This is a genomic window from Streptococcus mitis (genome assembly GCF_013305725.1).
Lineage (GTDB): Bacteria > Bacillota > Bacilli > Lactobacillales > Streptococcaceae > Streptococcus > Streptococcus mitis_BO.
On sequence record NZ_CP047883.1, the window covers coordinates 1,705,951 to 1,729,659 of the forward strand.

Sequence of the window (23,709 nt, forward strand, 5' to 3'; positions counted from 1 at the left end):
ATGGGATTTATTCGTGCCGCCCTATCTTCAGGGCTTAATAGTTTCAATGATAGCAAATTTAAAGAAGCTATTGTTCTTCCAAATAACCTAACAGCTGATGCCTTGGCCATTAAAGGACAACTTCTTACAAAAGATCCTGACGGCACTTCTAGACAAAGCAACCAAAATACTGGACTTTTAACAGATGGTTCTGTAGTCATTGTTCCACAAGGTTATGTAGCTATTCTTGTCAACAACGGAACCTTCCTTGGCGATGTCTTAGAAGCTGGTAGCCACGAATGGCGTTCTGAAGATAATGCCTGGCTTCTTGAAAAGGGTGGTATAAAGGGTACTTGGGAAAATTTCAAAAACCGCTTCTCTTTTGGTGGTCAAGTCATTACCCAACAGGAAATCATCTTTATCCGTATGCAACCCATCGCAGGTAATAAATTTGGTACTCAAAACGCCGTAGAGTATTTCAGTGAACGCTATCAACAATTGCTCAATATTCGTTTCTACGGCTTGTTTGATATCAAAGTTGCTGATCCAGTCCTATTTTATGTCAGCTCCATCAGTCAACAAATTGAAGATCATAGAGCATTTACCCTGAAAGATATCGCTCAGGGAACTCTCAGACAAAATATCTCTCCTAAAATTGCTATTGCAATCGCCAAATTTACAAACGAAAACCGAGTTGATATCTATAGTCTTAATGCCAATCAAGATACTTTCAACGATCTAGCAAAACAAGAAGTTAACAAGGTATGGACTGGACTTTACGGAATTGAAACAACCAATATCCTGCTTGAAGATTTGAGCTATGACCAAGAAAGCTTGAATATTATTCGTAAACTTGATAGCGAACTAGTCGCTATGAAATACAATACGATTGAGATTGAAGAACGTCGTGCCCGTAACGAAGCTCTCATCGTTGCTGCAAACAATGAAGGCAATGGCAATGGTATGAACATAATTATGGGAATGAATCTGGGACAAACGCTTGGCGGGCAACTCAACCAACAAACTCAAGCTCCTATTCAAAATAATGGGCAAACTGCAAGTAAGAACTTTTACATCGAGGTAGACGGCAAGTATGTTCTCGTAACCAAAGATGAAGAAGGAAATATCGTACCTGTAAACTAACTCAAGTTAATCTGATATTTGAGAATTATTGCGTTTTATGGTACAATAAAGAGTAACAATATTTATTAAAGAGGTAAAAACATGATTGAAGCAAGCAAATTGAAAGCTGGTATGACATTTGAAACTGCAGACGGAAAATTAATCCGCGTTTTGGAAGCTAGCCACCACAAACCAGGTAAAGGGAACACAATCATGCGTATGAAATTGCGTGATGTCCGTACTGGTTCTACATTTGACACAAGCTACCGTCCAGAAGAAAAATTCGAACAAGCTATTATCGAAACTGTTCCAGCTCAATACTTGTACAAAATGGATGAAACTGCCTACTTCATGAACACTGAAACTTACGACCAATACGAAATCCCAGTCGTAAATGTTGAAAATGAATTGCTTTACATCCTTGAAAACTCTGATGTGAAAATTCAATTCTACGGAACTGAAGTAATCGGTGTAACTGTACCAACTACTGTTGAATTGACAGTCGCTGAAACACAACCATCTATCAAAGGTGCTACTGTTACAGGTTCTGGTAAACCAGCAACTATGGAAACTGGACTTGTTGTCAACGTTCCCGACTTCATCGAAGCTGGACAAAAATTGATCATCAACACTGCAGAAGGAACTTACGTTTCTCGTGCCTAATCTCTAGAAAGAGGTCATTCTATGGGAATTGAAGAACAATTTGGCGAAATCGTTATCGCTCCACGTGTACTTGAAAAAATCATTGCCATCGCAACTGCTAAAGTTGAGGGTGTCCACTCATTTTCAAATAAATCCGTATCTGATACCCTATCAAAATTTTCTCTAGGTCGTGGCGTTTATCTTAAAAATATCGAAGAAGAGCTGACAGCTGATATCTATCTCTATCTTGAGTACGGTGTGAAGGTACCAAAAGTTGCTCTTACTATTCAAAAAGCAGTCAAAGATGCTGTTCGTGATATGGCTGATGTGGAACTTTCTGCTGTTAACATCCATGTTGCAGGAATCGTTCCAGATAAAACACCAAAACCTGAGTTGAAAGATCTATTTAACGAGGACTTCCTCAATGACTAGTCCATTATTAGAATCTAGACGTGAACTTCGTAAATGCGCTTTTCAAGCCCTCATGAGCCTTGAATTCGGGACAGATGTGGAAACAGCTTGTCACTTTGCCTACACGCATGACCGTGAAGATGCAGATGTGCAAATTCCTGCCTTTCTTCTGAACTTGGTTTCTGGCGTTCAAGCTCAAAAAAACGAGTTGGATAAACAAATCAACCAGCACCTCAAGTCAGGCTGGACAGTTGAACGCTTGACCTTGGTCGAAAAAAACTTACTACGCTTGGGAATCTTTGAAATCACATCATTTGATACACCTCAGCTGGTAGCAGTCAATGAAGCCATTGAACTTGCTAAGAATTTTTCAGATCAAAAATCAGCCCGTTTTATCAATGGACTGCTTAGTCAATTTGTAACTGAAGAAAATGAATAATCGAAAAGGTGTTTGGTTTTCCAAGCACCTTTTACTTCTTCCTTGATACAGAGTAAGAATCACATAAAAACTAGAACTGACTGCCAGTTCTAGTTTTTATGTATTCTGAGGTATTAGTATTTTCTAAATCGTTGATAACGCTCTTCCAACAACGCTTCTAACGGTTTTTGTGAAAGCATGGCTAGCTCAGTTTGGAGTTCTTTTTTTACACTCTTAATCAGTTCTTTACTAGAAAGTCCTGCTTCAGAAATCACCTTATCCACCACGTCCATTTCTAACAATTCATGTGAAGTGATTTTCATCAGTTCTGCCGCTTCCATGGCACGAGTGCCATCCTTCCATAAAACGGAAGCAAAGCCTTCTGGGCTGAGAATGGCATAGATAGAATTTTCCAGCATCCAGACACGGTCTGCGACTGCTAGAGCCAAAGCCCCACCTGAACCACCTTCACCGATAATGATGGCGATAATAGGAACTTTCAAGTCACTCATTTCCATGAGATTGCGAGCGATAGCTTCACCTTGACCACGTTCTTCCGCGCCGACACCAGGATAGGCACCTGCTGTATTGATAAAGGTCACAACTGGACGGCCAAATTTTTCAGCCTGTTTCATCAAACGTAGGGCCTTACGGTAGCCTTCTGGATGAGGTTGGCCAAAATTCCGTTTAAGGTTATCTTGCAAGCTCTTGCCTTTTTGGATACCAACCACTGTTACAGCTTGGTCTCCAAGCCAGCCGATACCACCAACAACTGCACCATCGTCACGAAAAGAACGGTCACCGTGTAATTGGATAAATTCATCAAAAATGCCTGCCGCAAAGTCCAAAGTTGTCAAGCGGCTCTGCTCACGCGCTTCTCTGACTATTTTTGCAATATTCATCTAGGACTCCCTCCATGCAATCTGACTAGGCTGGCAATGGTATCTGGCAAGTCTCTTCTTTTGACAATAGCATCCACAAAGCCATGCTCCAGTAGGAATTCTGCCTTTTGGAAATCCTCAGGCAAGTTTTCACGAACCGTATTTTCAATCACACGACGCCCAGCAAAACCAACCAAACTCTGTGGTTCAGCTAGAATAATATCTCCTTCCATAGCGAAAGAAGCTGTTACTCCACCTGTCGTTGGATCTGTCAAAATGGTCAGATAAAAGAGACCAGCATTTGAATGTCGTTTAACTGCTGCAGAGATCTTGGCCATCTGCATGAGACTCATGATTCCTTCCTGCATACGAGCTCCACCAGATGCTGTGAAGAGAACAACTGGCAACTGTTCAGCAGTCGCATACTCAAACAAGCGAGTGATTTTCTCCCCTACAACCGTACCCATAGATGCCATGATAAAGTTGGAGTCCATAATCCCAAGAGCCACAGTCTGACCTTTAATAAGAGCAGTTCCTGTCACAACAGCTTCATCTAGACCTGTTTTTTCACGCATAGCTGCTAGTTTCTTTTGATAACCAGGGAAATGCAAGGGATCCTTGCTTTCAATCCCTGAAAACAATTCCTTGAAGGTTCCCATATCAATCGTCAAAGCCAAGCGTTCTTGGGCAGAAATACGAAAGGTGTAACTACAGTGTGGACAGATACGCTCACTTCCCAGATCCTTCTGATAAATAGTATGCTTACAGCCTGGACACTGGGAGAATAATTCATCTGGAACCTCTGGCTTAGCTTGAGGTTTTTCCCTAACCGAACGATTGGGATTGATTCGAATATACTTATCTTTTTTACTAAATAGAGCCATTGATTCCCCTTTTCGGTTTAAACTCTTGAAGTCATTTTATTCTTTTTCTTGATATTTAGGTAAGAAGGTTTCCATCAAGAAGGAAGTATCATAATCTCCAGCAATGACATTGCTATCTGAAATGAGGTCAAGCTGGAAATCTGCATTGGTCTGCACCCCCTCTATCTCTAGTTCATAGAGGGCACGTTGCATTTTCATCAAGGCGTCAAAACGATTTTCGCCGTGTACGATGATTTTGGCAATCATACTATCATAATAAGGCGGAATGGTATAGCCTGGATAAACTGCTGAATCCACGCGTAAGCCAACTCCTCCACTTGGCAGATAGAGATTGGTAATCTTACCTGGACTTGGAGCAAAATTGAAGGATGGATTTTCTGCATTAATACGACACTCGATAGCATGACCGCGTAGGACAATATCTTCTTGCCTAACAGACAGAGGCTGACCTGCCGCAATGCGAATCTGTTCCTTAACGATATCAACGCCTGAAACAAATTCTGTTACTGGATGTTCTACTTGTACACGAGTATTCATCTCCATGAAGTAGAAATTGCCACTTGCTTCATCAAGGAGAAACTCAATGGTCCCTGCATTCTCATAGCCAACAGACTCTGCTGCTCGAACAGCAGCAGCACCGATTTCATTACGCAACGTTTTTCCGATTGCAATCGAAGGACTTTCTTCCAAAACCTTTTGGTTATTCCGTTGAAGAGAACAATCCCGTTCCCCCAAGTGAATCACATGTCCATGCTCATCTCCTAGGATTTGAACCTCGATGTGACGAGCTGGATAGATAACCCGTTCTATGTACATGGCACCATTGCCATAATTGGCCTTGGCTTCACTAGAGGCAGTTTCAAAGGCTGAAACGAGGTCTTCTGGTTTTTCAACCTTACGAATCCCTTTACCGCCTCCACCTGCTGAAGCCTTGAGCATAACAGGATAGCCAATTTTTTCAGCAACAATCAAAGCTTCTTCAGAGTTATGCACTTCTCCATCTGAACCTGGTATGACAGGCACACCAGCTTTGATCATCTGGGCACGCGCATTGATTTTGTCACCCATCATATCCATGACATGACCAGATGGACCGATAAACTTGATACCAACTTCTTCACACATGGTAGCAAATTTGGAATTTTCACTGAGAAATCCAAAACCTGGGTGAATAGCTTCTGCCTCAGTCAAAACTGCGGCTGATAGAACCGCGTTAATATTAAGATAAGACTCTGTTGCCTTACCAGGACCGATACAAACTGCTTCATCTGCCAAAAGCGTATGAAGGGCTTCCTTATCGGCAGTCGAATAAACCGCCACCGTCGCAATCCCCAATTCACGCGCCGCACGGATAATACGAACCGCAATTTCACCACGATTGGCAATTAAAATTTTTCGAAACATGGAGAACCTCCTTAGTTCCCTATTGCAAAGGTAAGAGTACCACTAGCTGCAAGCTTGCCATCCACTTCAGCCTTTGCTTCAACCACAGCGATTGTGCCACGACGTTTTACAAAAGTAGCTGTCATAACCAATTGGTCGCCTGGTACAACTTGCTTCTTGAATTTAACCTTATCCATACCAGCGTAAAAGACCAGTTTCCCCTTATTTTCAGGCTTAGACAACTCCAAAACACCAGCAGTTTGCGCCAAGGCTTCCATGATTAGAACACCTGGCATAACTGGATATTGAGGAAAATGGCCGTTAAAGAAGGGCTCGTTGATAGTCACATTTTTGATGGCAACAATGGTATCCTCGCTCACTTCCAAAACACGATCCACTAGGAGCATGGGATAGCGGTGAGGCAGAGCTTCTTTGATTCCTTGAATATCGATCATTTGATACGTACCAATCCTTTACCAAACTCAACCATTTCTTCATTGGAAACGAGAATTTCCGTTACCACACCATCCTTAGGTGCTGGAATTTCATTCATGACTTTCATGGCTTCGATAATAACTAATGTTTGGCCTTTTTTAACACTATCACCAACTGAAACGAAGGCAGGTTTATCTGGACCAGCAGCCAAGTAAGCCACTCCAACAAGTGGGCTCTCTACAACATCTCCCTCAGCAGCCACACTTGTTTCAGATGGGGCTGGAACTTCTTCCACTACAGTTTCTGCTGAAGCAGATGTAGGAGCTACTGGACTTGGTGTTGCTAGAACGGGCGCTGGAGCGACTTGAGGTACAACTTGAGGTACAACTTGAGGTACAACTTCAGACACAAGTCTAGCTTCATTCTTGCTAAACTCCAACTCATCCGTCCCATTTTTATAAGAAAATTCTCTCAAACTTGACTGGTCAAATTGAGCCATCAAGTCTTTAATATCGTTTAAATTCATATTTATTTATTCTCCCAACGTTTGAAAGCAAGAACTGCATTGTGGCCACCAAAACCAAAAGTATTTGAAATAGCGTATGGAATTTCTTGCTCCAAGCCTTGTCCATAAACGACATTGGCTTCGATATAATCTGATACTTCGCTTGTCCCAGCTGTCATTGGTACAAAGTTATGACGCATAGCCTCGATTGTTACGATAGCTTCTACTGCACCTGCAGCACCCAGCAAATGGCCCGTGAATGATTTGGTTGATGACACAGGTACTTCCTTACCAAGAACAGCTACAATAGCTCCACTTTCTCCTTTTTCATTAGCAGGAGTTGACGTTCCGTGAGCATTGACATAGGCTACTTGCTCTGGAGAAATCTCAGCTTCTTCCAAGGCTAGTTTAATGGCTTTGATAGCTCCCTGACCTTCTGGATGAGGAGAAGTCATATGGTAGGCATCACAAGTATTTCCGTAACCAACTACTTCAGCAAGGATGGTTGCCCCACGTTTTTCAGCATGTTCAAGACTTTCAAGAACCAACATCCCTGAACCTTCACCCATAACAAACCCATTGCGGTCCTTATCAAATGGAATAGAAGCACGAGTTGGATCCTCTGTAGTAGAGAGAGCTGTTAGGGCTTGGAAACCTGCGATCGCAAAAGGTGTGATAGAGGCTTCTGAACCACCTACCAACATAACATCTTGGAAACCAAACTTAATTGAGCGGAAGGCATCCCCAATCGCGTCATTTGATGAAGCGCAGGCAGTATTGATGGATTTACAAACACCGTTTGCTCCAAAACGCATAGCGACATTTCCTGAAGCCATATTTGGCAAGGCTTTTGGAAGGGTCAATGGTTTCACACGTTTTGGTCCTTTGTCATTTAAGCGAAGCACTTGATCTTCAATTTCCTTGATTCCACCAATACCTGAGGCAACAATAACACCAAAACGATCTTTATCAAGAGCCTCTACATCGAGATTAGCGTGATTGACAGCCTCTTGGGCTGCGTACAAAGCATACAAAGAGTAGTTATCAAAACGATTGGTATCTTTCTTTACAAAGTATTTATCAAAAGGAAAATCTTGGATTTCTGCTGCATTATGCACATCAAAGTCACTATGATCAAATTTTGTAATTGGACCAATTCCGATTTTTCCAGTTGTCAAACTATTCCAAAATTCTTCTGGTGTATTTCCGATTGGAGATGTTACTCCATAACCTGTTACTACTACGCGATTTAGTTTCATCTTTTTTACCTCTAGCTTCTGCTACATACTTAAGCCACCATCAATGGCAACCACTTGACCAGTTAGATAATCTTGGCCTGCTAAAAATACTGTCAAATCTGCAACCTGCTCTGCCTGCCCAAATTCTTTCATAGGAATTTGTGCCAGCATAGCATCTTTTACCTTGTCTGATAGAACAGCTGTCATATCGGACTCAATCATTCCAGGTGCAATAGCATTAACCCTGATATTGCGATTGGCCACTTCACGCGCCACAGACTTGGTAAAACCAATCAAACCAGCCTTAGAAGCTGCATAGTTAGCTTGACCGATATTTCCCATCAAACCAACAACACTAGACATATTAATGATAGCACCTTCTCTAGCTTTTATCATCGGTTTCAAGACTGATTGTGTCATGTTAAAGGCACCAGTCAGGTTAACCTTGAGCACTTTTTCAAAATCTGCTTCTGTCATCTTGAGCATTAGGGTATCTTGGGTAATCCCTGCATTGTTGACCAAAACATCTACTGAACCCAGCTCTACAATAGCTTGATCAACCATACGCTTAGCATCTGCAAAATTTGATACATCTCCTGAAATGGGAACCACCTTGACACCATAGTTTGAAAACTCAGCGAGCAATTCTTCTGAGATTGCCCCACGACTGTTTAAAACAATATTGGCTCCTGCCTGAGCAAACTTGTGGGCGATGGCAAGACCAATCCCACGACTCGAACCTGTAATAAAGATATTTTTATTTTTTAGTTGCATTCTTTTCTCCTGTTTCCTCTTGTATTTGTGGAAGAAGGGATTACTCGTTTTCTAGCAAGGCTTCCAAACTCGCCTGATCTTCAACATTGGCTAGTTTAGCTGTTTTATCAATTTTTTTGACAAAGCCTGACAAGACTTTCCCTGGGCCAATCTCGATAAAGTTGGTTACTCCTGCTTCTTGCATAACTGCAATACTTTCATAGAAACGAACTGGTTCCTTGACCTGACGCGTCAAGAGTTGAACTATATCTTCTTTTTGCATGACAGCAGCTTCTGTATTACCAACTAGGGGACAAGTAAAATCTGCAAAACTTACTTGAGCAAGAGTTTCAGCTAGTTTCTGGCTAGCAGGCTCAAGGAGAGCGGTATGAAAGGGACCTGACACCTTGAGTGGAATCAAGCGTTTGGCACCTGCTTCTTGCACGAGTTCAACAGCTCGGTCAACTGCAGCCACTTCTCCACCAATCACGATTTGTGCAGGTGTATTATAGTTGGCTGGAGTAACCACTCCAAGCTCAGAAGCTTTTTGACAGGCTTCTTCAATAACCTCTACTGGCGTATTGAGAACTGCGACCATCTTGCCAGAGCCAGCAGGAGCCGCTTCTTCCATAAAAACTCCACGCTTAGCTACCAAGGAAACCGCATCTTCAAAATCCAAGGCACCGCTGGCTACTAAGGCAGAGTATTCTCCAAGTGACAAACCAGCAACCATATCAGGCTGATAGCCCTTTTCTTTCAATAAACGATAGATAGCAACTGAAGTCGCTAAAATAGCTGGTTGCGTATAGCGAGTCTGATTGAGTTTTTCTTCTTCTGTATCAATAAGATGACGCAAATCATAACCAAGCACCTGACTTGCTTGATCAATCGTTTTTTTGACAATCGGATACTGATCATAGAAATCCCGTCCCATACCTAGATACTGGGCACCTTGGCCAGCAAATAAAAAGGCTGTTTTAGTCATTTCTTACAACTCCTGCCCAACGAGAGGCTTCTTCTTGAATTTTCTTAGCTGCTCCGTAATACAAATCTTTTAGGATTTCTTCAACAGTTTCTTCTTTGGAAACAAGCCCTGCAATTTGACCTGCCATAACAGATCCACCATCCACATCTCCCTGAACAACTGCTTTGGCTAGAGCACCTGCTCCCATTTGTTCAAAAATTTCCAAATCTGGATTTTCTTGTTTAAAGGCATCTTTTTCAGCCTGTTCAAAATCACGAGTCAACTGATTTTTAATCGCACGAACAGCATGTCCAAAGTGTTGAGCTGAAATCGTAGTATCAATATCTCTAGCTTTTAAAATTTTCGCCTTATAATTTGGATGGGCATTAGACTCTTTTGCAACGACAAAGCGAGTTCCAACCTGAACAGCTTCTGCACCTAGCATAAAACCAGCAGCAGCACCTTCACCATCCGCAATCCCTCCTGCAGCAATAACAGGAACAGATACAGCAGCAGCAACCTGACGCACCAAGGTCATAGTTGTTAATTTACCGATATGCCCCCCGGCCTCCATTCCTTCTGCAATAACAGCGTCCGCACCGATTTTTTCCATGCGTTTAGCTAAAGCAACACTAGGTACAACAGGAATAACCGTAATACCAGCTTCATGGAAACGTTCCATGTATTTGCTTGGATTTCCTGCGCCTGTTGTAACTACCTTAACCCCTTCCTCAATAACGAGGTCTACAATATCTTCCACAAAGGGAGACAAGAGCATGATGTTGACACCAAAGGGTTTATCAGTCAATGATTTGATTTTATCAATATTTGCCTTGACAACTTCTTTAGGGGCATTCCCCCCACCGATAATCCCTAGTCCTCCAGCCTTGGAAACAGCTCCTGCCAAATCACCATCAGCAACCCAGGCCATTCCTCCTTGGAAAATAGGATAATCAATGTTCAATAATTCTGTAATACGTGTTTTCATAGTGCCTCCATCGTTTCTTGCTTACGTAATAGTTCGATACCGCCATAATTTGAAAATCAAACTATTGCCTAAACAAGAGGGAGCGGGTTTCCCTACTCCTTCTATCTTATATTCTGCTTATTTTGTTTGCTCTTCAACGTAGGCAACCAAGTCACCAACTGTTTTCAAGTCATCTTCTGCTTCGATTTGGATATCAAAAGCATCTTCGATTTCTGAGATTACTTGGAACAAGTCCAATGAATCTGCGTCCAAATCATCAAAAGTTGATTCAAGTGTTACTTCTGATGCGTCTTTTCCAAGTTCTTCAACAATAATTTCTTGTACTTTTTCAAATACTGCCATGATAGGACTCCTTTAAAATAAATAGTTTTTTTATAACAATGTGTTCACCACATGATTACCTAAATTGTAAGAATGAGCGTGCCCCATGTCAAGCCTCCACCGAAGCCTGATAGTAGAACAGTCTGGCTACCATCTAAACGGATGAGACCTTGTTCTACACACTCTGAAAGTAAAATCGGGATACTTGCTGCACTGGTATTGCCATATTCCATCATATTGGCTGGAATTTTATCTCGGTTAACACCGATTTTTCTAGCCATCTTATCCAAAATACGGTCATTAGCCTGATGAAGTAGCAGATAATCCAAGTCTGTCACCTCTATAGGAGATTCATCAATAGTCTGCTTGATAGACTTGGCTACGTCCCGAATAGCAAAATCAAAGACTGCGCGTCCATCCATCTTCAAAAACGAATCTGCATTTTCTTGATCTGAAAATGGAGAATGTAAGCCTGAATGTCCGTACGTTAGACATTCGCTGCGACTTCCATCACTATTGAGACTCTCTGCTAAAAAATGCTCTTGCTCGCTAGCTTCTAACAAGACACCACCAGCACCATCTCCAAACAAAACAGCTGTTGACCGGTCTGACCAATCAACTGCCTTAGAGAGGGTCTCACTACCAATCACCAAGCCTTTTTGAAAGCGACCAGAAGCGATAAACTTTTCAGCAGTTGAAAGAGCAAATACAAATCCACTACAAGCAGCTGTTAGGTCAAAAGCAAAGGCCTTATTAGCACCAATATTAGCTTGTATACGAGCAGCTGTAGAGGGCATCATCGAATCAGGAGTAATGGTAGCTAGAATGATAAAATCCAACTCCTCTCCTGTGACTCCAGCTTTTGCCATCAGTTTCTTAGCAACCTCTGTAGCCAAATCACTAGTAGATTCTGTTCTTGAGATATGCCTTTGTCGTATTCCCGTCCGACTTGAAATCCACTCATCATTGGTATCCATAATCTGAGCCAAATCATGATTTGTAACCACTTGCTCAGGCACATAATGAGCAACCTGGCTTATTTTTGCAAAAGCCATTATCTCAAATCCTCCAAAAATTGATAAAGATTGGTCAAACCTTTGCTCATAACCTCAATTTCTTGCTTACTCATACCATCAATGATTTTTTCAACCATAGCCTTATGGAAGCGTTTATGTAGCCTATGAACCAAGCGACCTTTCTTTGTCAAATGCAGATGCACCACACGTCGATCATGTTCTGAACGAATGCGTTCAATGTACCCCTTGCGTTCGAGATTATTCAAACTAGTCGTAACTGTCCCAAGAGTCACCATCAACTCTTTCGACACTTGACTTGGTGTCACATCTGGGAATTTCCCAATCACATCAATCGTATGCATTTCTTTGATGGAGATATCCTTGAAACGACTACCTCTCAAGCTAACTTCCTCAATAACGAGGACATTGTTAAATATAGACGTTAAATATTCATTAATTCGTTGGTAGTCCAATCTTTCCTTCCCTCCTTTTCAAAAAAACTTTTAGAATCAAAACATTTGACAAGAGAATTATATCAAACTTCAAAGAATGGTGCAAGTATTTTTTTATTTTCCTGTAAATTTAGGTCGTCTTCTTTCCGAATGAGCCCGAACTCCCTCTTTGAAATCCTCTGTTTGGGCCAAAGATTCCTGTAGCTTCAATTCTAAAGCAGCATAATCTTGCCAATCTTTAAATTGGCTCTCCCAAACCAACTTCTTGATGGCTGCATAGGAATTAGCTGATCCGCGTCTCAATTTTTTAAGAAGCTGTTCTCTAGTCTGTTCAAGTTTATCAGCTTCACAGACACGGTAAACCAGGCCCCACTCTAGAGCTTTTTCTGCATTCAAAGCCTCACCTGTCATAGCTAATTGAGCAGCACGCGTCACACCAATACTTCGGCTCAAGAGATGAATTCCTCCTGCATCCGGAGCCAAGCCAACTCCAACAAAGGCTTGGATAAATTTAGCCTTATCCGTTGCCAGACAGAAATCTGCAGCAACAGCCATATTTGCTGCGGCACCTGCAACTGCCCCATCAACCTCCATCAAAACAGGCTTTGCAATTTGCTTGATTTTATAAGAAATAGTATTGACCAATTCTGCGATTTTCGTCAATGATGGAATATCATCCTCATCCACTGCTCGCTTCATCTCAACCAAATCTCCCCCAACTGAAAAGACTTTGCCATTCGCGTTGATTAAGACAAAATGCACAGCTGGATCCTCTTCTGCCAAAGTCAGGGCTTCTAAAATCTCCTCACACATGAGAATATGAAAACCATTCGCGACCTCAGGACGATTTAACGTAAGGATTGCCAAATCCTCTTTAAGCTGATAAATAATGTGTTCCATCTGGACTCCTTTTTTATTTTATAAGCAGTTTAAATTATTTCATTTTCAAAGTATATCTTTTTTAGGAGCAGAAAGCAAGAAAAAATCAACTGAAAGTGTCTCAGCCGATTAGAAAGGCTCGCTTTATACTAGAACGCATCTTATTTTCTTCATTGAAAAAAGACTTTCTTTCTGCTATAATCGTATAAAATACTTACTTTAGGAGTTCTTATGAAGGTTGTTAAATTTGGAGGTAGCTCTCTTGCCTCTGCTAGTCAATTAGAAAAAGTTTTAAACATCGTAAAAAGCGATTCAGAGCGTCGTTTTGTAGTCGTTTCTGCGCCTGGTAAACGCAATGCTGAAGATACTAAGGTTACGGATGCCTTGATTAAATACTACCGCGACTATGTTGCTGGTAACGATATTAGCAAGAGCCAAAACTGGATTATTGACCGCTATGCTGCGATGGTTAGTGAACTAGGTCTTAAACCAGCTGTGCTAGAAAAAATTTCCAAAAGCATTCGCGCCTTAGCCACTCTTCCTATTGATGAAAATGAATTTCTCTACGACACTTTTCTAGCAGCCGGTGAAAATAACAATGCTAAATTGATTGCTGCCTATTTTAACCAAAATGGGATTGATGCACGCTATGTGCACCCTCGAGAAGCTGGTATTGTGGTCACAAGTGAACCTGGTCATGCTCGAATCATTCCATCAAGTTATGACAAGATTGAGGAATTGACGAATGCAAATGAAGTCCTAGTCATTCCTGGTTTCTTTGGGGTTACCAAGGAAAATCAAATCTGTACCTTCTCACGTGGAGGCTCTGATATTACAGGTTCTATCATTGCTGCCGGTGTTAAGGCAGACCTCTATGAAAACTTTACAGACGTTGATGGTATCTTTGCAGCCCACCCTGGTATTATCCACCAACCACACTCGATTCCTGAGTTGACCTACCGTGAAATGCGTGAGTTGGCCTATGCAGGATTCTCAGTCCTTCATGATGAAGCTCTTCTACCTGCCTACCGTGGAAAAATTCCTCTAGTTATCAAGAATACCAACAATCCTGACCATCCAGGTACTCGTATTGTTTTAAAACACAGTAGTGATGAATTCCCAGTTGTGGGAATTGCTGGTGATTCTGGCTTTGTCAGCATCAACATGTCTAAATACCTCATGAACCGTGAGGTGGGATTTGGACGCAAGGTTCTGCAAATCCTTGAAGATCTTAACATCGGTTGGGAACATATGCCAACAGGTATCGACGATCTTTCAATCATCCTCCGTTCTCGCGAACTAACTCCTATCAAGGAAGAAGAAATCCTTCGTCAGTTGGTTCAAAAGGCTGAAGTAGACCATGCAGAAATCGAACACGACCTTTCTATCATTATGATTGTTGGTGAAAAGATGAAGAGCCATATCGGAGTAACTGCTACTGCGACACGCGCTCTATCTGAAAACAAGATCAACATCCAGATGATGTCGCAAGGTTCTAGTGAAGTTTCTATTATGTTCGTTGTCAATAAAGACCAAGAGAAAGCAGCAATCAAAGCCCTCTACAATGCCTTTTTCGGTGAAAGTAAGGAAGACTAACCATGGCCCAATCTCTTAACAAAACAGTGCTTCTCAATACAACAGGTACCTCCTACCTCTCTATAGCTGGGAAAGTTGGGAAATTTCTTGTCGGAGATCAGGCTCTGGAATTTTACCCAGATGTCAATGTCGAACAATTTATCCAGATTCCTTGGAGCCATATCAACCAGATTGGGGCCAATGTCACTGGGCGAAAAATCAGTCGCCACTTCGAAGTCTTTACAGACAGAGGAAAATTCCTCTTTGCTTCAAAAGACTCAGGTGCCATTCTTAAAATTGCTCGCGAAAAACTGGGCAATGACAAGGTCGTCAAACTTCCGACCCTGATTCAGACAATTAGCCAAAAATTTAAAAATCTATTTGCAAAAAAGTAGAAACTTTAGTATAATCATAGCAACGGATAAGTAGGTTATCTTCTTCTTTCAGAAAGTCTGCGGGTGCTGCGAGCAGATAGGAGGGATAGGTGAAATTCTACCGTTAGTAACAATTACATACACAATCAAGTGCACACCTGTGAAGTTGGATGGAACCGTGGCCCTGCCACTCCAACGCTTTGTCAGGTGTGCTTTTTTCATAAAGGAGTTCTTATGTTAGATATCAAACGTATTCGTACAGACTTTGATTCTGTCGCAGGAAAATTGGCTACACGTGGTGTAGATGCTGCTGTCTTAAACGAGATGAAAGAAATCGATGCTAAACGTCGTGATATTTTAGTCAAGGTTGAAACTCTCAAGGCTGAACGTAACACAGTTTCAGCTGAGATTGCCCAAGCTAAGCGCAACAAGGAAAATGCAGATGACAAGATTGCTGCCATGCAGAATCTATCTGCTGAGGTTAAAGCCTTGGATGCTGAATTGGCAGAAATCGATGCTAAATTGACAGAATTTACTACTACTCTTCCAAACATCCCAGCTGACAGCGTTCCTGTTGGAGCTGATGAAGATGACAACGTGGAAGTTCGCCGTTGGGGTACTCCACGCGAGTTCGATTTCGAGCCAAAAGCTCACTGGGATCTGGGTGAAGACCTTGGCATCCTTGACTGGGAACGTGGGGGTAAGGTAACAGGAGCTCGCTTCCTCTTCTATAAAGGTCTCGGCGCTCGTTTGGAACGTGCCATCTACAACTTTATGTTGGATGAACATGGAAAAGAAGGCTATACAGAAGTCATCACACCTTACATGGTTAACCATGATTCTATGTTTGGGACTGGTCAATATCCAAAATTCAAGGAAGATACTTTTGAACTCAGCGATAGCAATTATGTCCTTATCCCTACAGCTGAAGTTCCTCTGACAAACTACTACCGTGATGAAATCCTTGATGGTAAAGACCTGCCAATCTACTTTACTGCTATGAGCCCATCATTCCGTTCCGAGGCTGGTTCTGCTGGTCGTGATACTCGTGGCTTGATTCGTTTGCACCAATTCCACAAGGTTGAAATGGTTAAATTTGCCAAGCCAGAAGAATCTTACGAAGAATTGGAAAAAATGACAGCCAACGCTGAAAATATCCTTCAAAAACTCAACCTTCCATATCGTGTCGTTGCTCTCTCTACAGGAGATATGGGCTTCTCAGCTGCTAAAACTTACGACTTGGAAGTTTGGATTCCAGCACAAAATACCTACCGTGAAATTTCAAGCTGTTCAAACACAGAAGATTTCCAAGCCCGTCGTGCCCAAATCCGTTACCGTGATGAAGCAGATGGCAAGGTGAAATTGCTCCATACCTTGAACGGTTCTGGACTTGCAGTTGGACGTACAGTGGCTGCTATTCTTGAAAACTACCAAAATGCAGATGGTTCTGTGACCATCCCAGAAGTTCTTCGTCCATACATGGGTGACGCTGAAGTTATCAAACCATAAAAATAAGGCCTAGCTATTTCTAGCTAGACCTTTTTTCGTAACCAAATCAAATAAGCACCTAATACAAAGAGCAAAATGATTAGGCAAATAACAGTTTCAGCCACTACCAAATAATCCAAAAATGGAAGTTTCAAGATTCCCTGAGCCATCTTAAGCGAAGTAGCTGTGATAATGGTCGGGAAGGTGAGGGCTGAAAAGGCTGGTTGAAAGCCTTGTTTTAAAATATTGGGCAGGCGAGTCAAAACAAAGAAAAAGAAGGATTGAGAAGCCAAAATCATGACGATTAAGACCCAGGTTTGTAGGCTGGCTCCTCCAACCCGAACCAGAGAAGCCAAGAGTAGAGAGAAAGGAGCACAGTAGATTCCTTCTTGCCCAAGCAAGGCTAGTGGGAGCGGATGTTTCTTTAAATCGCTATAAATAAGGGGATAGAGATAGAAGGTTAGGAGAAAACCAAAACTCAAGGTCGCATAGGCAATTTCGATGATACCTACAAGAGGATAGGTCAAGGCTGCTACTGCTATCCCCACATAGAGAACCGTCCAGCTAGGAGTCGCATGAACCCTCCGCCCCGGATAGGCAAATTTAATGGTGAAACCAGCAATCAAGAACAAATCCAAGAGAAATGAAAACCACCAAAGTCCTTGCGCTACCAAAGGGAAATGAGGGAAGACTCGAAAGACATAAGTCGATAAAATCATCCCAGCCATGGGAAAGGTCGCCATTCCTGACAAAAGAGGAGGCTTGGTCAATTCTTGCTTGGTTTCCTTCCAATTAAAGAGATGCAGCATTAGAAAGTAAGTCCACAAAACCAAACCTGTCAGACTCAACAGATGGGACAGAACCGGCAACGTATCTAAAACGAGATTTCCAGCTCCTGCCAAACCTAGCAAACAACCAGAAAATACCAAGGGGAGTTTTTTCATCCTAACCTCCAATAATCATGTTAGTTTCAGTATAACATAAAAGCGCTTAAATGAGGACTTAATACTCATCGAAAATCTCTTCAAACCACGTCAGCTTTATCTGCAACCTCAAAGCTGTGCTTTGAGCAACCTGCGGCTAGCTTCCTAGTTTGCTCTTTGATTTTCATTGAGTATAAAAAAAACGAAGTCCAATTATTTCAGACTTCATTTTTTACTCAGATAATGATTAAGCATAAGGTTGCAATTCTGGGTTAATTGGTGTATTGGCTAGATTGTTGGCATAGTTACATAGGCTTGCTAGGCTGACACCAAGAACCACATCCAAGGCATTTTGTTGGGTGTAGCCTGCTTCTAAAAACTCAGCCAAGGCTTCATCACCTACACGACCCTTGGTATTGATTACCGCCAAGGTAAACTTAGCTAAGGTGTCCAATTTAGGATCTGTTTCAATTGGAGTACGATTGCGAAGGGCTTGCAGAAGGTCATCATTCATCTGGATTTGTTTGATTGAAAAGGCGGTGTGACCTGCGACACAGAAGGCACAACCATTGGTCACAGCTGCCGTGATTTGCACCACTTCGCGCTCAACAGGTGTCAGGCTATTGCGACGGTTAATAGCTCCGACAGTACGGTAAGCCTCTAAAGCAGTAGGTGCATTAGCCAAGAGACCGATTAGGTTAGGAATATAGCCATTGTTATCTTTTTCTACTGTTTCAAGAACCTCTTTCACTTCTGCTGGCGCTGATTCTACTGTATGAATTGTAAATGTTGTCATCATAAAACCTCTTTTCATGTTGTTGAAATCTAGTCTATCACAGATTCTATACCGTGTATAATATATATTTTAAATTACACTGATAGAAATTTTTTATGAAAGCAAAAAAATCACACGCGATGTGTGATTTCATTATTTATTAAAATACTTTTTAGTCTCAGCAATAACGACTGGCGATAAAACTAAGAGGGCAATCAAGTTCGGCAGAGCCATCAAGGCATTGACAATATCTGCGATAATCCAAACCATATCCAACTCGATAAATCCTCCCAACAAGACCATGAGTACAAAGACCACACGGTAGAGCCAGATAAAGCGAACCCCAAAGAGAAACTCGAAACAGCGTTCTCCGTAATAGTTCCAACCTAGAATCGTTGTAAAGGCAAAGAGCACAAGGAAGATGGTCAAAAGGGCAGGTCCAAAGTGTGAAAAGACTGTTGAGAAGGCTGACTGAGTCAAGGCAACCCCATTCAAATCACCACTCCAAACACCAGTTACCAAGATGGTTAAACCAGTCAAGGTACAGATAATGAGGGTATCAATAAAGGTTCCTGTCATGGAAATCAAGCCTTGCTCTACTGGTTCATTTGTCTTAGCCGCAGCTGCTGCAATCGGAGCCGAACCCAGACCAGATTCGTTTGAGAACACACCACGCGCAACACCATTTTGAATAGCCATCCGAATGCTAGCACCGGCAAATCCACCTACCGCAGCAACTGGACTAAAAGCGGATGTCAAGATTAAAGCGATTGTAGCAGGTATTTTCCCGATATTAAAGAAAATAACTGTAAGAGTTCCCAAAATATAAATAATAGCCATAAAAGGAACAACAGTAGTTGAAACCTTAGAAATGGACTTGAGTCCTCCAAAGACTGCAATTGCTACAAATACTGACAAGACAAGAGCGGTGATGGCTGGCGAAATAGTTGTTGTATTTTGGATAGATTCTGTAATCGAGTTGACCTGGGTGAAGGTTCCGATTCCCAACAAAGCTACTAGCACACCTGCCAGGGCAAAGAAGATAGCAAGGGGACGCCACTTTTCTCCCATCCCTAGAAGGATATAGTGCATGGGACCTCCCGCTACTGCACCATGGTCGTCCTTGGTACGGTATTTAATGGCTAATAATCCTTCCGCATACTTGGTTGCCATTCCAAAGAAAGCAGCCATCCACATCCAAAAGAGGGCTCCTGGGCCACCGACCTTGATAGCCGTCGCCACCCCGATAATATTTCCCGTACCAACTGTCGCTGCGAGTGCTGTACACAAGGCCGCAAAACTGGATACATCGCCATGCCCTTTGTCCTTAGTAAAAATAAGCTGGAAGGCCTTTGGCAGACGCAAAATCTGCAAAAGTCCTAGACGGGCAGTTAGGTAAATCCCTGTCCCAACCAATAAAATCAAGAGGGGTGGACCCCAAGCAAAAGCATCAATTGATTTAAGCAATTCTAACATTTCCTTCTCCTATCTTTTCAACCCCAAAAGAAAGAGCACATGCAAGATACATGTACTCTGGAATGCTTAGATAAATGCTAAAAAGCGGTCTATCCTAGCTCTGTCCTTTTACCTGAGAGTTTGAGCAGTTGCCTGCCTTGCCCCTTCGGTGCCTTTACGGTCTCTCCAGAGTTCCGTCCATTTACAGTCATGGAAAATCAAACGATTTACCACTTCTATTAAACTTCATTCGGTGTTGGTATTTAATTGATTCTTATTTTACAAAAAATGTTGGCTTTTGTCAATGTGTTTATTAGTAAAACTTAATTCAACAGTTTTTACTGTATAAAGCCCAGAATACTGCTATCCTTTAAAAGTGACAATAGTCGCACCACTGCCTCCCGCATTTTGTGGGGCATAGCCGAAACTCTTGACATGTTTGTTTCTTTGTAGGTATTTGGTGACACCTTCACGGATAACACCTGTTCCGATACCATGGATGATATCAACTTGAGCCATATTGTTAAGCAAGGCTTGGTCGATAAAGGCATCTAGCTCATTCATAGCTTCTTCATAGCGTTTTCCTCGAAGATCCAGTCTGGCTTGTGGACCACGACCAGAAGTTCGTTTCACAACATTGACTTGTTTCTTCTTGACCTGCTTTTCTTGCTGAGCTTGAACAAGGTCAAATTCTTTCTCTTCCAAGGTCATCTTAATCAATCCGACTTGGGCTTCCCAGCGGCCGTCCTTGAGTTGACTGGTCAAGGTACCTCGCTGACCATAGCTGAGCACCACGATATCATCTCCCACCTTTGGAGCTCGTTTTTTCTTGGCCTTTTGAAGGACCTTGTTTTTAGACAAATCTACTTTTTCAGGAGCCAATTTTTTCAACTTGGCCTTGGCTTCAATAATTTCGTGGGGCTTGAGTTGAGATTTACTATGGAGATTTTTAAGAATCTGGTCACTCTCACTTAGGGCCATGTCCACAATCTCAGCAGCCTGTTCACGCGCCTTATTAAGCTCGGTTTCCTTTTCACGATTGAGCTCGTTGTAAAGTTTTTTGAGAGCACGGTTCATCTTGAGATTTTCTTGCTCCACCTCACGGATATTGTCCAAGCGTTTACGACTTTCAAGCGTCTGCTCTTCCAGTTGCTCAATAATCCGGTTGACATCATTGTCCTGATCGACCTGCTGGCTAGCATCTCCTACGATAACTTCAGATAGTCCTAGACGTTTGGCAATTTCAAAGGCATTGCTTCGACCAGGAACACCCTGCATAAAGCGATAGGTCGGGCGAAGAGTTGCAGTATCAAACTCCATGCTGGCATTTTGCACAAAGGCTGTCTCGATACCGTAGGCCTTGAGCTCTGGATAGTGAGTAGTAGCCATAGTCTTGACTTGACGCAGGCGAAGGTCCTCTAAAATAGCCATAGCAAGGGCTGCTCCTTCTTGAGGATCTGTACCAGCCCCCAACTCATCCAAGAGTAAGAGTGAATGTTGGTTGACCTTGCCAAGAATATCCACAATATTGGTCATGTGGCTAGAGAAGGTAGACAAGCTCTGTTCAATAGACTGTTCATCGCCAATATCAGCAAAAATTTCTTCAAAAATACCAACACGACTTCCCTTGTCTGCTAAAATCGGCAAACCGGACTGGGCCATAACCTGTGTCAAGCCCAGAGTTTTAAGCATGATGGTCTTCCCACCTGTATTGGGACCTGTAATGACAATCGCTGTTAAATCTTGACCAAAATGGACATCATTTGCAACGGCATTTTTGACCAAAGGATGGCAGACATGGAGCAGTTGAATCTCTTGATTTTCTGATAGCTGAGGAACTACTGCTTGCCTTTCTTGGATAAAACGAAGCTTGGCACGAATCAAATCCAAACGGCCGATAATCCAAGCATCATTGGCAATCTCAGCCGCATGAGGGCGAACACGCTCAGAAATTTCTTGGAGAATGCGAAGCATTTCATAGCGCTCATCTGCTCGTAAACTGGCAATTTCTTCGCTCAGTTTGACCACCTCACGGGGTTCAATATAGACGGTATTTCCACTAGCAGAAATATCATGAACGACACCTGCAATCTTATTGCGGTAGGTGTTTTTGACAGGTAGAACCTGACGGCCATTTCTACTGGCAACAATCCCTTCTGTCAACATCTGCGCTTTTTGTTTGAGCAAATCTTGCAAGACATCGCGTACCTGACTCTCGCTATCATGGATTTTTCGACGGATGCGCGCCAATTCTTCACTGGCAAAATTTTCAATGAAACCTGCATCATTAAAGGCCTGAAGATTTCCTTGTAATTGCGGAAAATCATGTAATTTCTCAAACCAAAGAGCTAATTCTTCCAAGCTGACATTTTCCAGATTGGCGTAAAAACTTTGCAGTTCTCGGCTGGCAAGAAGCACGCGCTTCAAGAGGAGGAACTCCTCGATATTGAGGTCCGCTCCCATCTCCAACCGCTTGCAGACTCCTGCGATTTCCTTGGTTGCAAGAATGGTAAAATGCGGTTGCTCAACAAAGAGTGCCTGCATTTCCTTCATCTCAGCAAAAGCCTGTTTGATTTTATCTGCCTTAGCAGTCGGAGCCAGCTGTCTCAATTGCTCCAAGCCCTGCTCGGTCAACAAATGGGGTTCAAACAAGGCCTTGACCTTATTGAACTCTAATGTTTCTAATATTTTCTTGTTCATCTTTATTTCCTTGTTTTTGAATGTCTAGGTGTGGTATACTCAATGAAAATCAAAGAGCAAACTAGGAAGCTAGCCACAGGCTGCTCAAAAGAGTGTTTTGAGATTGCAGATGGAAGCTGACGTAGTTTGAAGAGATTTTCAAAGAGTATTAGCTTTTTACATTCTGATAGATTCTTGTCAATCTGTAAACAAAGGGCTAGGAAAACTCCTGCCCTTTTTATCCGATTAAATTTGTCACCCAGATTTGTTTGAGCCAACTGGTTGTTACCGGTATGCTCTGGATGATGTGTTTTGCGACAATACTCTTTTCAAGAGGATTTTGTATAGCTGCCATGGGAATGGTCGCCAAGATGGTCAAGACCATTTGCAAGACAAATAAGGTTACCAACATGGACAATATCCCTGCTGTAACTTGGAACAACTTACCACCCAGTTTTTTACTAGGAATCAAGTGTAAGAGGAGACCAAGCAAACGACCGATGCTATAGACTATCCCAAATACAAGCAAGTAGCCGATACCCGCGTAAAAGACCTTATCCAACTGAAAGAGTTGATCCGATGGGAAAAAGAAAGTTCCCTGACCTTCCTGCGGATTTGCATAAGGGACCAACAAATGAAATTGCTCTCCAAGTCCCTTATAAAACTGGCCAGCCACAAAAGCCGATGCCATAGCTGAAATAAGGTAATAAACCTGTAAGAGCAGGCCTCTCCGATAGCCGATATAAAATCCCCAAGCCAAGACCAATAGAAGAAGGAGTGAAATCATAAGGAATCCTCAATCTTGCTCTGTTCTTGCTTGCAAGTCACAAGCTTGTGACGGAGTTCTTCTAATTCTTGCTCCTTATCATCAAATTCAATCTCACGGCTGAGCTGAGTTGATAAACAGTTGACCGCCAACAAAAGAGCGATTGTTTCATCATCTGCACTAGGCATTTGTTCTTTAATTGCTTGGTATTTTTCTGTCGCAACCTTGGCGATTTCCTCCATAAAAAGGTTATCATGCTCGCTTGTCAAGGTTAATGATTTTTTCCCGAATGTAAATTTGAATCGATTTAGATTTGCCATAAAATTCACCTCACGATATTATACCAAAATTCGCTAATTTTGTCAGTTTTTACAAATTTGCCTGCTTTTGTGGTACAATAGAA

26 protein-coding genes and 1 riboswitch are annotated in these 23,709 nt (G+C 42.2%); of the genes, 7 read left to right on the forward strand and 19 right to left on the reverse strand.

Features of this window, described 5'->3' with window-relative positions:
• The 4 genes from M594_RS08240 (at position 1) to nusB (ending at position 2,593) form a co-directional block, all read left to right on the forward strand.
• Positions 1–1,122, forward strand: coding sequence for an SPFH domain-containing protein (locus tag M594_RS08240; protein ID WP_033686480.1), 1,122 nt, complete (start codon positions 1–3; stop codon positions 1,120–1,122).
• A gap of 81 nt (positions 1,123–1,203) precedes the next feature.
• Positions 1,204–1,764 carry an elongation factor P gene (gene efp, locus M594_RS08245; RefSeq protein WP_000568643.1) on the forward strand — a complete coding sequence of 187 codons (561 nt, stop codon included), beginning with the start codon at positions 1,204–1,206 and terminating at the stop codon, positions 1,762–1,764.
• 21 nt (positions 1,765–1,785) lie between these two features.
• Entirely contained in the window at positions 1,786–2,175 is a 390-nt protein-coding gene (locus M594_RS08250; protein WP_173876513.1) for an Asp23/Gls24 family envelope stress response protein, read from the forward strand.
• Positions 2,168–2,593, forward strand: a complete 426-nt coding sequence (nusB, locus tag M594_RS08255; RefSeq protein ID WP_173876515.1) for a transcription antitermination factor NusB — start codon at positions 2,168–2,170, stop codon at positions 2,591–2,593. The genes M594_RS08250 and nusB overlap by 8 nt, the downstream gene beginning before the upstream one ends.
• Before the next feature lie 113 nt (positions 2,594–2,706).
• On the opposite strand, the gene M594_RS08260 is transcribed toward nusB, so the two are convergent.
• The 13 genes from M594_RS08260 to M594_RS08320 form a co-directional block, all read right to left on the reverse strand.
• Positions 2,707–3,474, reverse strand: a complete 768-nt coding sequence (locus M594_RS08260; protein ID WP_173876516.1) for an acetyl-CoA carboxylase carboxyl transferase subunit alpha — start codon at positions 3,472–3,474, stop codon at positions 2,707–2,709.
• A complete protein-coding gene (accD, locus tag M594_RS08265) occupies positions 3,471–4,337 on the reverse strand; it encodes an acetyl-CoA carboxylase, carboxyltransferase subunit beta (RefSeq protein ID WP_173876518.1) in 867 nt (288 codons plus the stop codon). The genes M594_RS08260 and accD overlap by 4 nt, the downstream gene beginning before the upstream one ends.
• 36 nt (positions 4,338–4,373) lie before the next feature.
• Complete coding sequence (accC, locus tag M594_RS08270) at positions 4,374–5,741, reverse strand: acetyl-CoA carboxylase biotin carboxylase subunit (protein WP_173876520.1); 1,368 nt, start codon at positions 5,739–5,741, stop codon at positions 4,374–4,376.
• An 11-nt stretch (positions 5,742–5,752) separates the two neighbouring features.
• On the reverse strand, positions 5,753–6,175 hold the full coding sequence (fabZ, locus tag M594_RS08275) for a 3-hydroxyacyl-ACP dehydratase FabZ (RefSeq protein WP_000565515.1): 423 nt from the start codon (positions 6,173–6,175) through the stop codon (positions 5,753–5,755).
• Positions 6,172–6,681 carry an acetyl-CoA carboxylase biotin carboxyl carrier protein gene (accB, locus tag M594_RS08280; protein WP_173876521.1) on the reverse strand — a complete coding sequence of 170 codons (510 nt, stop codon included), beginning with the start codon at positions 6,679–6,681 and terminating at the stop codon, positions 6,172–6,174. The genes fabZ and accB overlap by 4 nt, the downstream gene beginning before the upstream one ends.
• Positions 6,682–6,683: 2 nt before the next feature.
• Positions 6,684–7,919, reverse strand: a complete 1,236-nt coding sequence (fabF, locus tag M594_RS08285) for a beta-ketoacyl-ACP synthase II (protein ID WP_020901589.1) — start codon at positions 7,917–7,919, stop codon at positions 6,684–6,686.
• A 21-nt stretch (positions 7,920–7,940) separates the two neighbouring features.
• On the reverse strand, positions 7,941–8,672 hold the full coding sequence (gene fabG / locus M594_RS08290; RefSeq protein WP_125386954.1) for a 3-oxoacyl-[acyl-carrier-protein] reductase: 732 nt from the start codon (positions 8,670–8,672) through the stop codon (positions 7,941–7,943).
• Between the two features lie 40 nt (positions 8,673–8,712).
• Positions 8,713–9,636: an ACP S-malonyltransferase gene (gene fabD / locus M594_RS08295; protein WP_173876523.1), complete on the reverse strand. Its 924-nt coding sequence runs from the start codon at positions 9,634–9,636 to the stop codon at positions 8,713–8,715.
• Positions 9,629–10,603, reverse strand: a complete 975-nt coding sequence (fabK, locus tag M594_RS08300) for an enoyl-[acyl-carrier-protein] reductase FabK (protein WP_173876525.1) — start codon at positions 10,601–10,603, stop codon at positions 9,629–9,631. The genes fabD and fabK overlap by 8 nt, the downstream gene beginning before the upstream one ends.
• A 117-nt stretch (positions 10,604–10,720) precedes the next feature.
• Complete coding sequence (locus M594_RS08305) at positions 10,721–10,945, reverse strand: acyl carrier protein (protein ID WP_000257838.1); 225 nt, start codon at positions 10,943–10,945, stop codon at positions 10,721–10,723.
• A gap of 59 nt (positions 10,946–11,004) precedes the next feature.
• Positions 11,005–11,979 carry a beta-ketoacyl-ACP synthase III gene (locus M594_RS08310; RefSeq protein WP_173876527.1) on the reverse strand — a complete coding sequence of 325 codons (975 nt, stop codon included), beginning with the start codon at positions 11,977–11,979 and terminating at the stop codon, positions 11,005–11,007.
• Complete coding sequence (locus M594_RS08315) at positions 11,979–12,413, reverse strand: MarR family winged helix-turn-helix transcriptional regulator (protein ID WP_000386351.1); 435 nt, start codon at positions 12,411–12,413, stop codon at positions 11,979–11,981. The genes M594_RS08310 and M594_RS08315 overlap by 1 nt, the downstream gene beginning before the upstream one ends.
• A gap of 93 nt (positions 12,414–12,506) precedes the next feature.
• Positions 12,507–13,292, reverse strand: a complete 786-nt coding sequence (locus tag M594_RS08320) for an enoyl-CoA hydratase (protein WP_173876529.1) — start codon at positions 13,290–13,292, stop codon at positions 12,507–12,509.
• Between the two features lie 210 nt (positions 13,293–13,502).
• Between M594_RS08320 and M594_RS08325 the strand changes: the two genes are divergently transcribed.
• The 3 genes from M594_RS08325 to serS all read left to right on the forward strand — a co-directional run bounded on the left by M594_RS08325 (position 13,503) and on the right by serS (position 16,729).
• Positions 13,503–14,867 (forward strand): aspartate kinase, encoded by a 1,365-nt coding sequence (locus M594_RS08325; RefSeq protein WP_045612220.1) that lies wholly within the window; start codon positions 13,503–13,505, stop codon positions 14,865–14,867.
• A 2-nt stretch (positions 14,868–14,869) separates the two neighbouring features.
• A complete protein-coding gene (locus M594_RS08330) occupies positions 14,870–15,241 on the forward strand; it encodes a DUF956 family protein (protein WP_000079350.1) in 372 nt (123 codons plus the stop codon).
• 213 nt (positions 15,242–15,454) lie between these two features.
• The gene (gene serS / locus M594_RS08335; RefSeq protein ID WP_049544783.1) at positions 15,455–16,729 is read left to right on the forward strand and encodes a serine--tRNA ligase; all 1,275 of its coding nucleotides are present in this window, start codon (positions 15,455–15,457) and stop codon (positions 16,727–16,729) included.
• A 23-nt stretch (positions 16,730–16,752) separates the two neighbouring features.
• Here serS and M594_RS08340 read toward each other — a convergent pair whose 3' ends face one another.
• The 6 genes from M594_RS08340 to zapA all read right to left on the reverse strand — a co-directional run bounded on the left by M594_RS08340 (position 16,753) and on the right by zapA (position 23,626).
• The gene (locus tag M594_RS08340) at positions 16,753–17,652 is read right to left on the reverse strand and encodes a TDT family transporter (protein WP_173876530.1); all 900 of its coding nucleotides are present in this window, start codon (positions 17,650–17,652) and stop codon (positions 16,753–16,755) included.
• Between the two features lie 226 nt (positions 17,653–17,878).
• Positions 17,879–18,427, reverse strand: a complete 549-nt coding sequence (locus tag M594_RS08345) for a carboxymuconolactone decarboxylase family protein (RefSeq protein ID WP_000206768.1) — start codon at positions 18,425–18,427, stop codon at positions 17,879–17,881.
• Between the two features lie 132 nt (positions 18,428–18,559).
• On the reverse strand, positions 18,560–19,882 hold the full coding sequence (locus M594_RS08350; protein WP_173876532.1) for an alanine/glycine:cation symporter family protein: 1,323 nt from the start codon (positions 19,880–19,882) through the stop codon (positions 18,560–18,562).
• Positions 19,883–19,972: 90 nt separating this feature from the next.
• Positions 19,973–20,061: riboswitch (glycine riboswitch) on the reverse strand.
• Positions 20,062–20,224: 163 nt separating this feature from the next.
• Positions 20,225–22,561: an endonuclease MutS2 gene (locus M594_RS08355; RefSeq protein ID WP_173876533.1), complete on the reverse strand. Its 2,337-nt coding sequence runs from the start codon at positions 22,559–22,561 to the stop codon at positions 20,225–20,227.
• Between the two features lie 217 nt (positions 22,562–22,778).
• The gene (locus M594_RS08360; protein ID WP_173876535.1) at positions 22,779–23,327 is read right to left on the reverse strand and encodes a CvpA family protein; all 549 of its coding nucleotides are present in this window, start codon (positions 23,325–23,327) and stop codon (positions 22,779–22,781) included.
• Positions 23,324–23,626: a cell division protein ZapA gene (gene zapA, locus M594_RS08365; protein WP_000002019.1), complete on the reverse strand. Its 303-nt coding sequence runs from the start codon at positions 23,624–23,626 to the stop codon at positions 23,324–23,326. Before zapA ends, M594_RS08360 begins: the two co-directional genes overlap by 4 nt.
• Between the last annotated feature and the right edge of the window lie 83 nt (positions 23,627–23,709).

Excerpts from the sequence above, each read along its gene's own strand:
- M594_RS08305 (WP_000257838.1), bottom strand. The coding sequence starts at position 10,945 with ATGGCAGTATTTGAAAAAGTACAAGAAATTATTGTTGAAGAACTTGGA.
- M594_RS08320 (WP_173876529.1), bottom strand. The coding sequence starts at position 13,292 with ATGGAACACATTATTTATCAGCTTAAAGAGGATTTGGCAATCCTTACG.
- fabK (WP_173876525.1), bottom strand. The coding sequence starts at position 10,603 with ATGAAAACACGTATTACAGAATTATTGAACATTGATTATCCTATTTTC.
- M594_RS08310 (WP_173876527.1), bottom strand. The coding sequence starts at position 11,979 with ATGGCTTTTGCAAAAATAAGCCAGGTTGCTCATTATGTGCCTGAGCAA.
- M594_RS08250 (WP_173876513.1), top strand. The coding sequence starts at position 1,786 with ATGGGAATTGAAGAACAATTTGGCGAAATCGTTATCGCTCCACGTGTA.
- M594_RS08340 (WP_173876530.1), bottom strand. The coding sequence starts at position 17,652 with ATGAAAAAACTCCCCTTGGTATTTTCTGGTTGTTTGCTAGGTTTGGCA.
- accC (WP_173876520.1), bottom strand. The coding sequence starts at position 5,741 with ATGTTTCGAAAAATTTTAATTGCCAATCGTGGTGAAATTGCGGTTCGT.
- fabZ (WP_000565515.1), bottom strand. The coding sequence starts at position 6,175 with ATGATCGATATTCAAGGAATCAAAGAAGCTCTGCCTCACCGCTATCCC.
- M594_RS08325 (WP_045612220.1), top strand. The coding sequence starts at position 13,503 with ATGAAGGTTGTTAAATTTGGAGGTAGCTCTCTTGCCTCTGCTAGTCAA.
- nusB (WP_173876515.1), top strand. The coding sequence starts at position 2,168 with ATGACTAGTCCATTATTAGAATCTAGACGTGAACTTCGTAAATGCGCT.
- accD (WP_173876518.1), bottom strand. The coding sequence starts at position 4,337 with ATGGCTCTATTTAGTAAAAAAGATAAGTATATTCGAATCAATCCCAAT.
- M594_RS08330 (WP_000079350.1), top strand. The coding sequence starts at position 14,870 with ATGGCCCAATCTCTTAACAAAACAGTGCTTCTCAATACAACAGGTACC.
- M594_RS08360 (WP_173876535.1), bottom strand. The coding sequence starts at position 23,327 with ATGATTTCACTCCTTCTTCTATTGGTCTTGGCTTGGGGATTTTATATC.
- M594_RS08260 (WP_173876516.1), bottom strand. The coding sequence starts at position 3,474 with ATGAATATTGCAAAAATAGTCAGAGAAGCGCGTGAGCAGAGCCGCTTG.
- fabD (WP_173876523.1), bottom strand. The coding sequence starts at position 9,636 with ATGACTAAAACAGCCTTTTTATTTGCTGGCCAAGGTGCCCAGTATCTA.
- zapA (WP_000002019.1), bottom strand. The coding sequence starts at position 23,626 with ATGGCAAATCTAAATCGATTCAAATTTACATTCGGGAAAAAATCATTA.
- M594_RS08355 (WP_173876533.1), bottom strand. The coding sequence starts at position 22,561 with ATGAACAAGAAAATATTAGAAACATTAGAGTTCAATAAGGTCAAGGCC.
- M594_RS08350 (WP_173876532.1), bottom strand. The coding sequence starts at position 19,882 with ATGTTAGAATTGCTTAAATCAATTGATGCTTTTGCTTGGGGTCCACCC.
- M594_RS08240 (WP_033686480.1), top strand. The coding sequence starts at position 1 with ATGGGATTTATTCGTGCCGCCCTATCTTCAGGGCTTAATAGTTTCAAT.
- efp (WP_000568643.1), top strand. The coding sequence starts at position 1,204 with ATGATTGAAGCAAGCAAATTGAAAGCTGGTATGACATTTGAAACTGCA.
- M594_RS08345 (WP_000206768.1), bottom strand. The coding sequence starts at position 18,427 with ATGACAACATTTACAATTCATACAGTAGAATCAGCGCCAGCAGAAGTG.
- fabF (WP_020901589.1), bottom strand. The coding sequence starts at position 7,919 with ATGAAACTAAATCGCGTAGTAGTAACAGGTTATGGAGTAACATCTCCA.
- serS (WP_049544783.1), top strand. The coding sequence starts at position 15,455 with ATGTTAGATATCAAACGTATTCGTACAGACTTTGATTCTGTCGCAGGA.
- accB (WP_173876521.1), bottom strand. The coding sequence starts at position 6,681 with ATGAATTTAAACGATATTAAAGACTTGATGGCTCAATTTGACCAGTCA.
- fabG (WP_125386954.1), bottom strand. The coding sequence starts at position 8,672 with ATGCAACTAAAAAATAAAAATATCTTTATTACAGGTTCGAGTCGTGGG.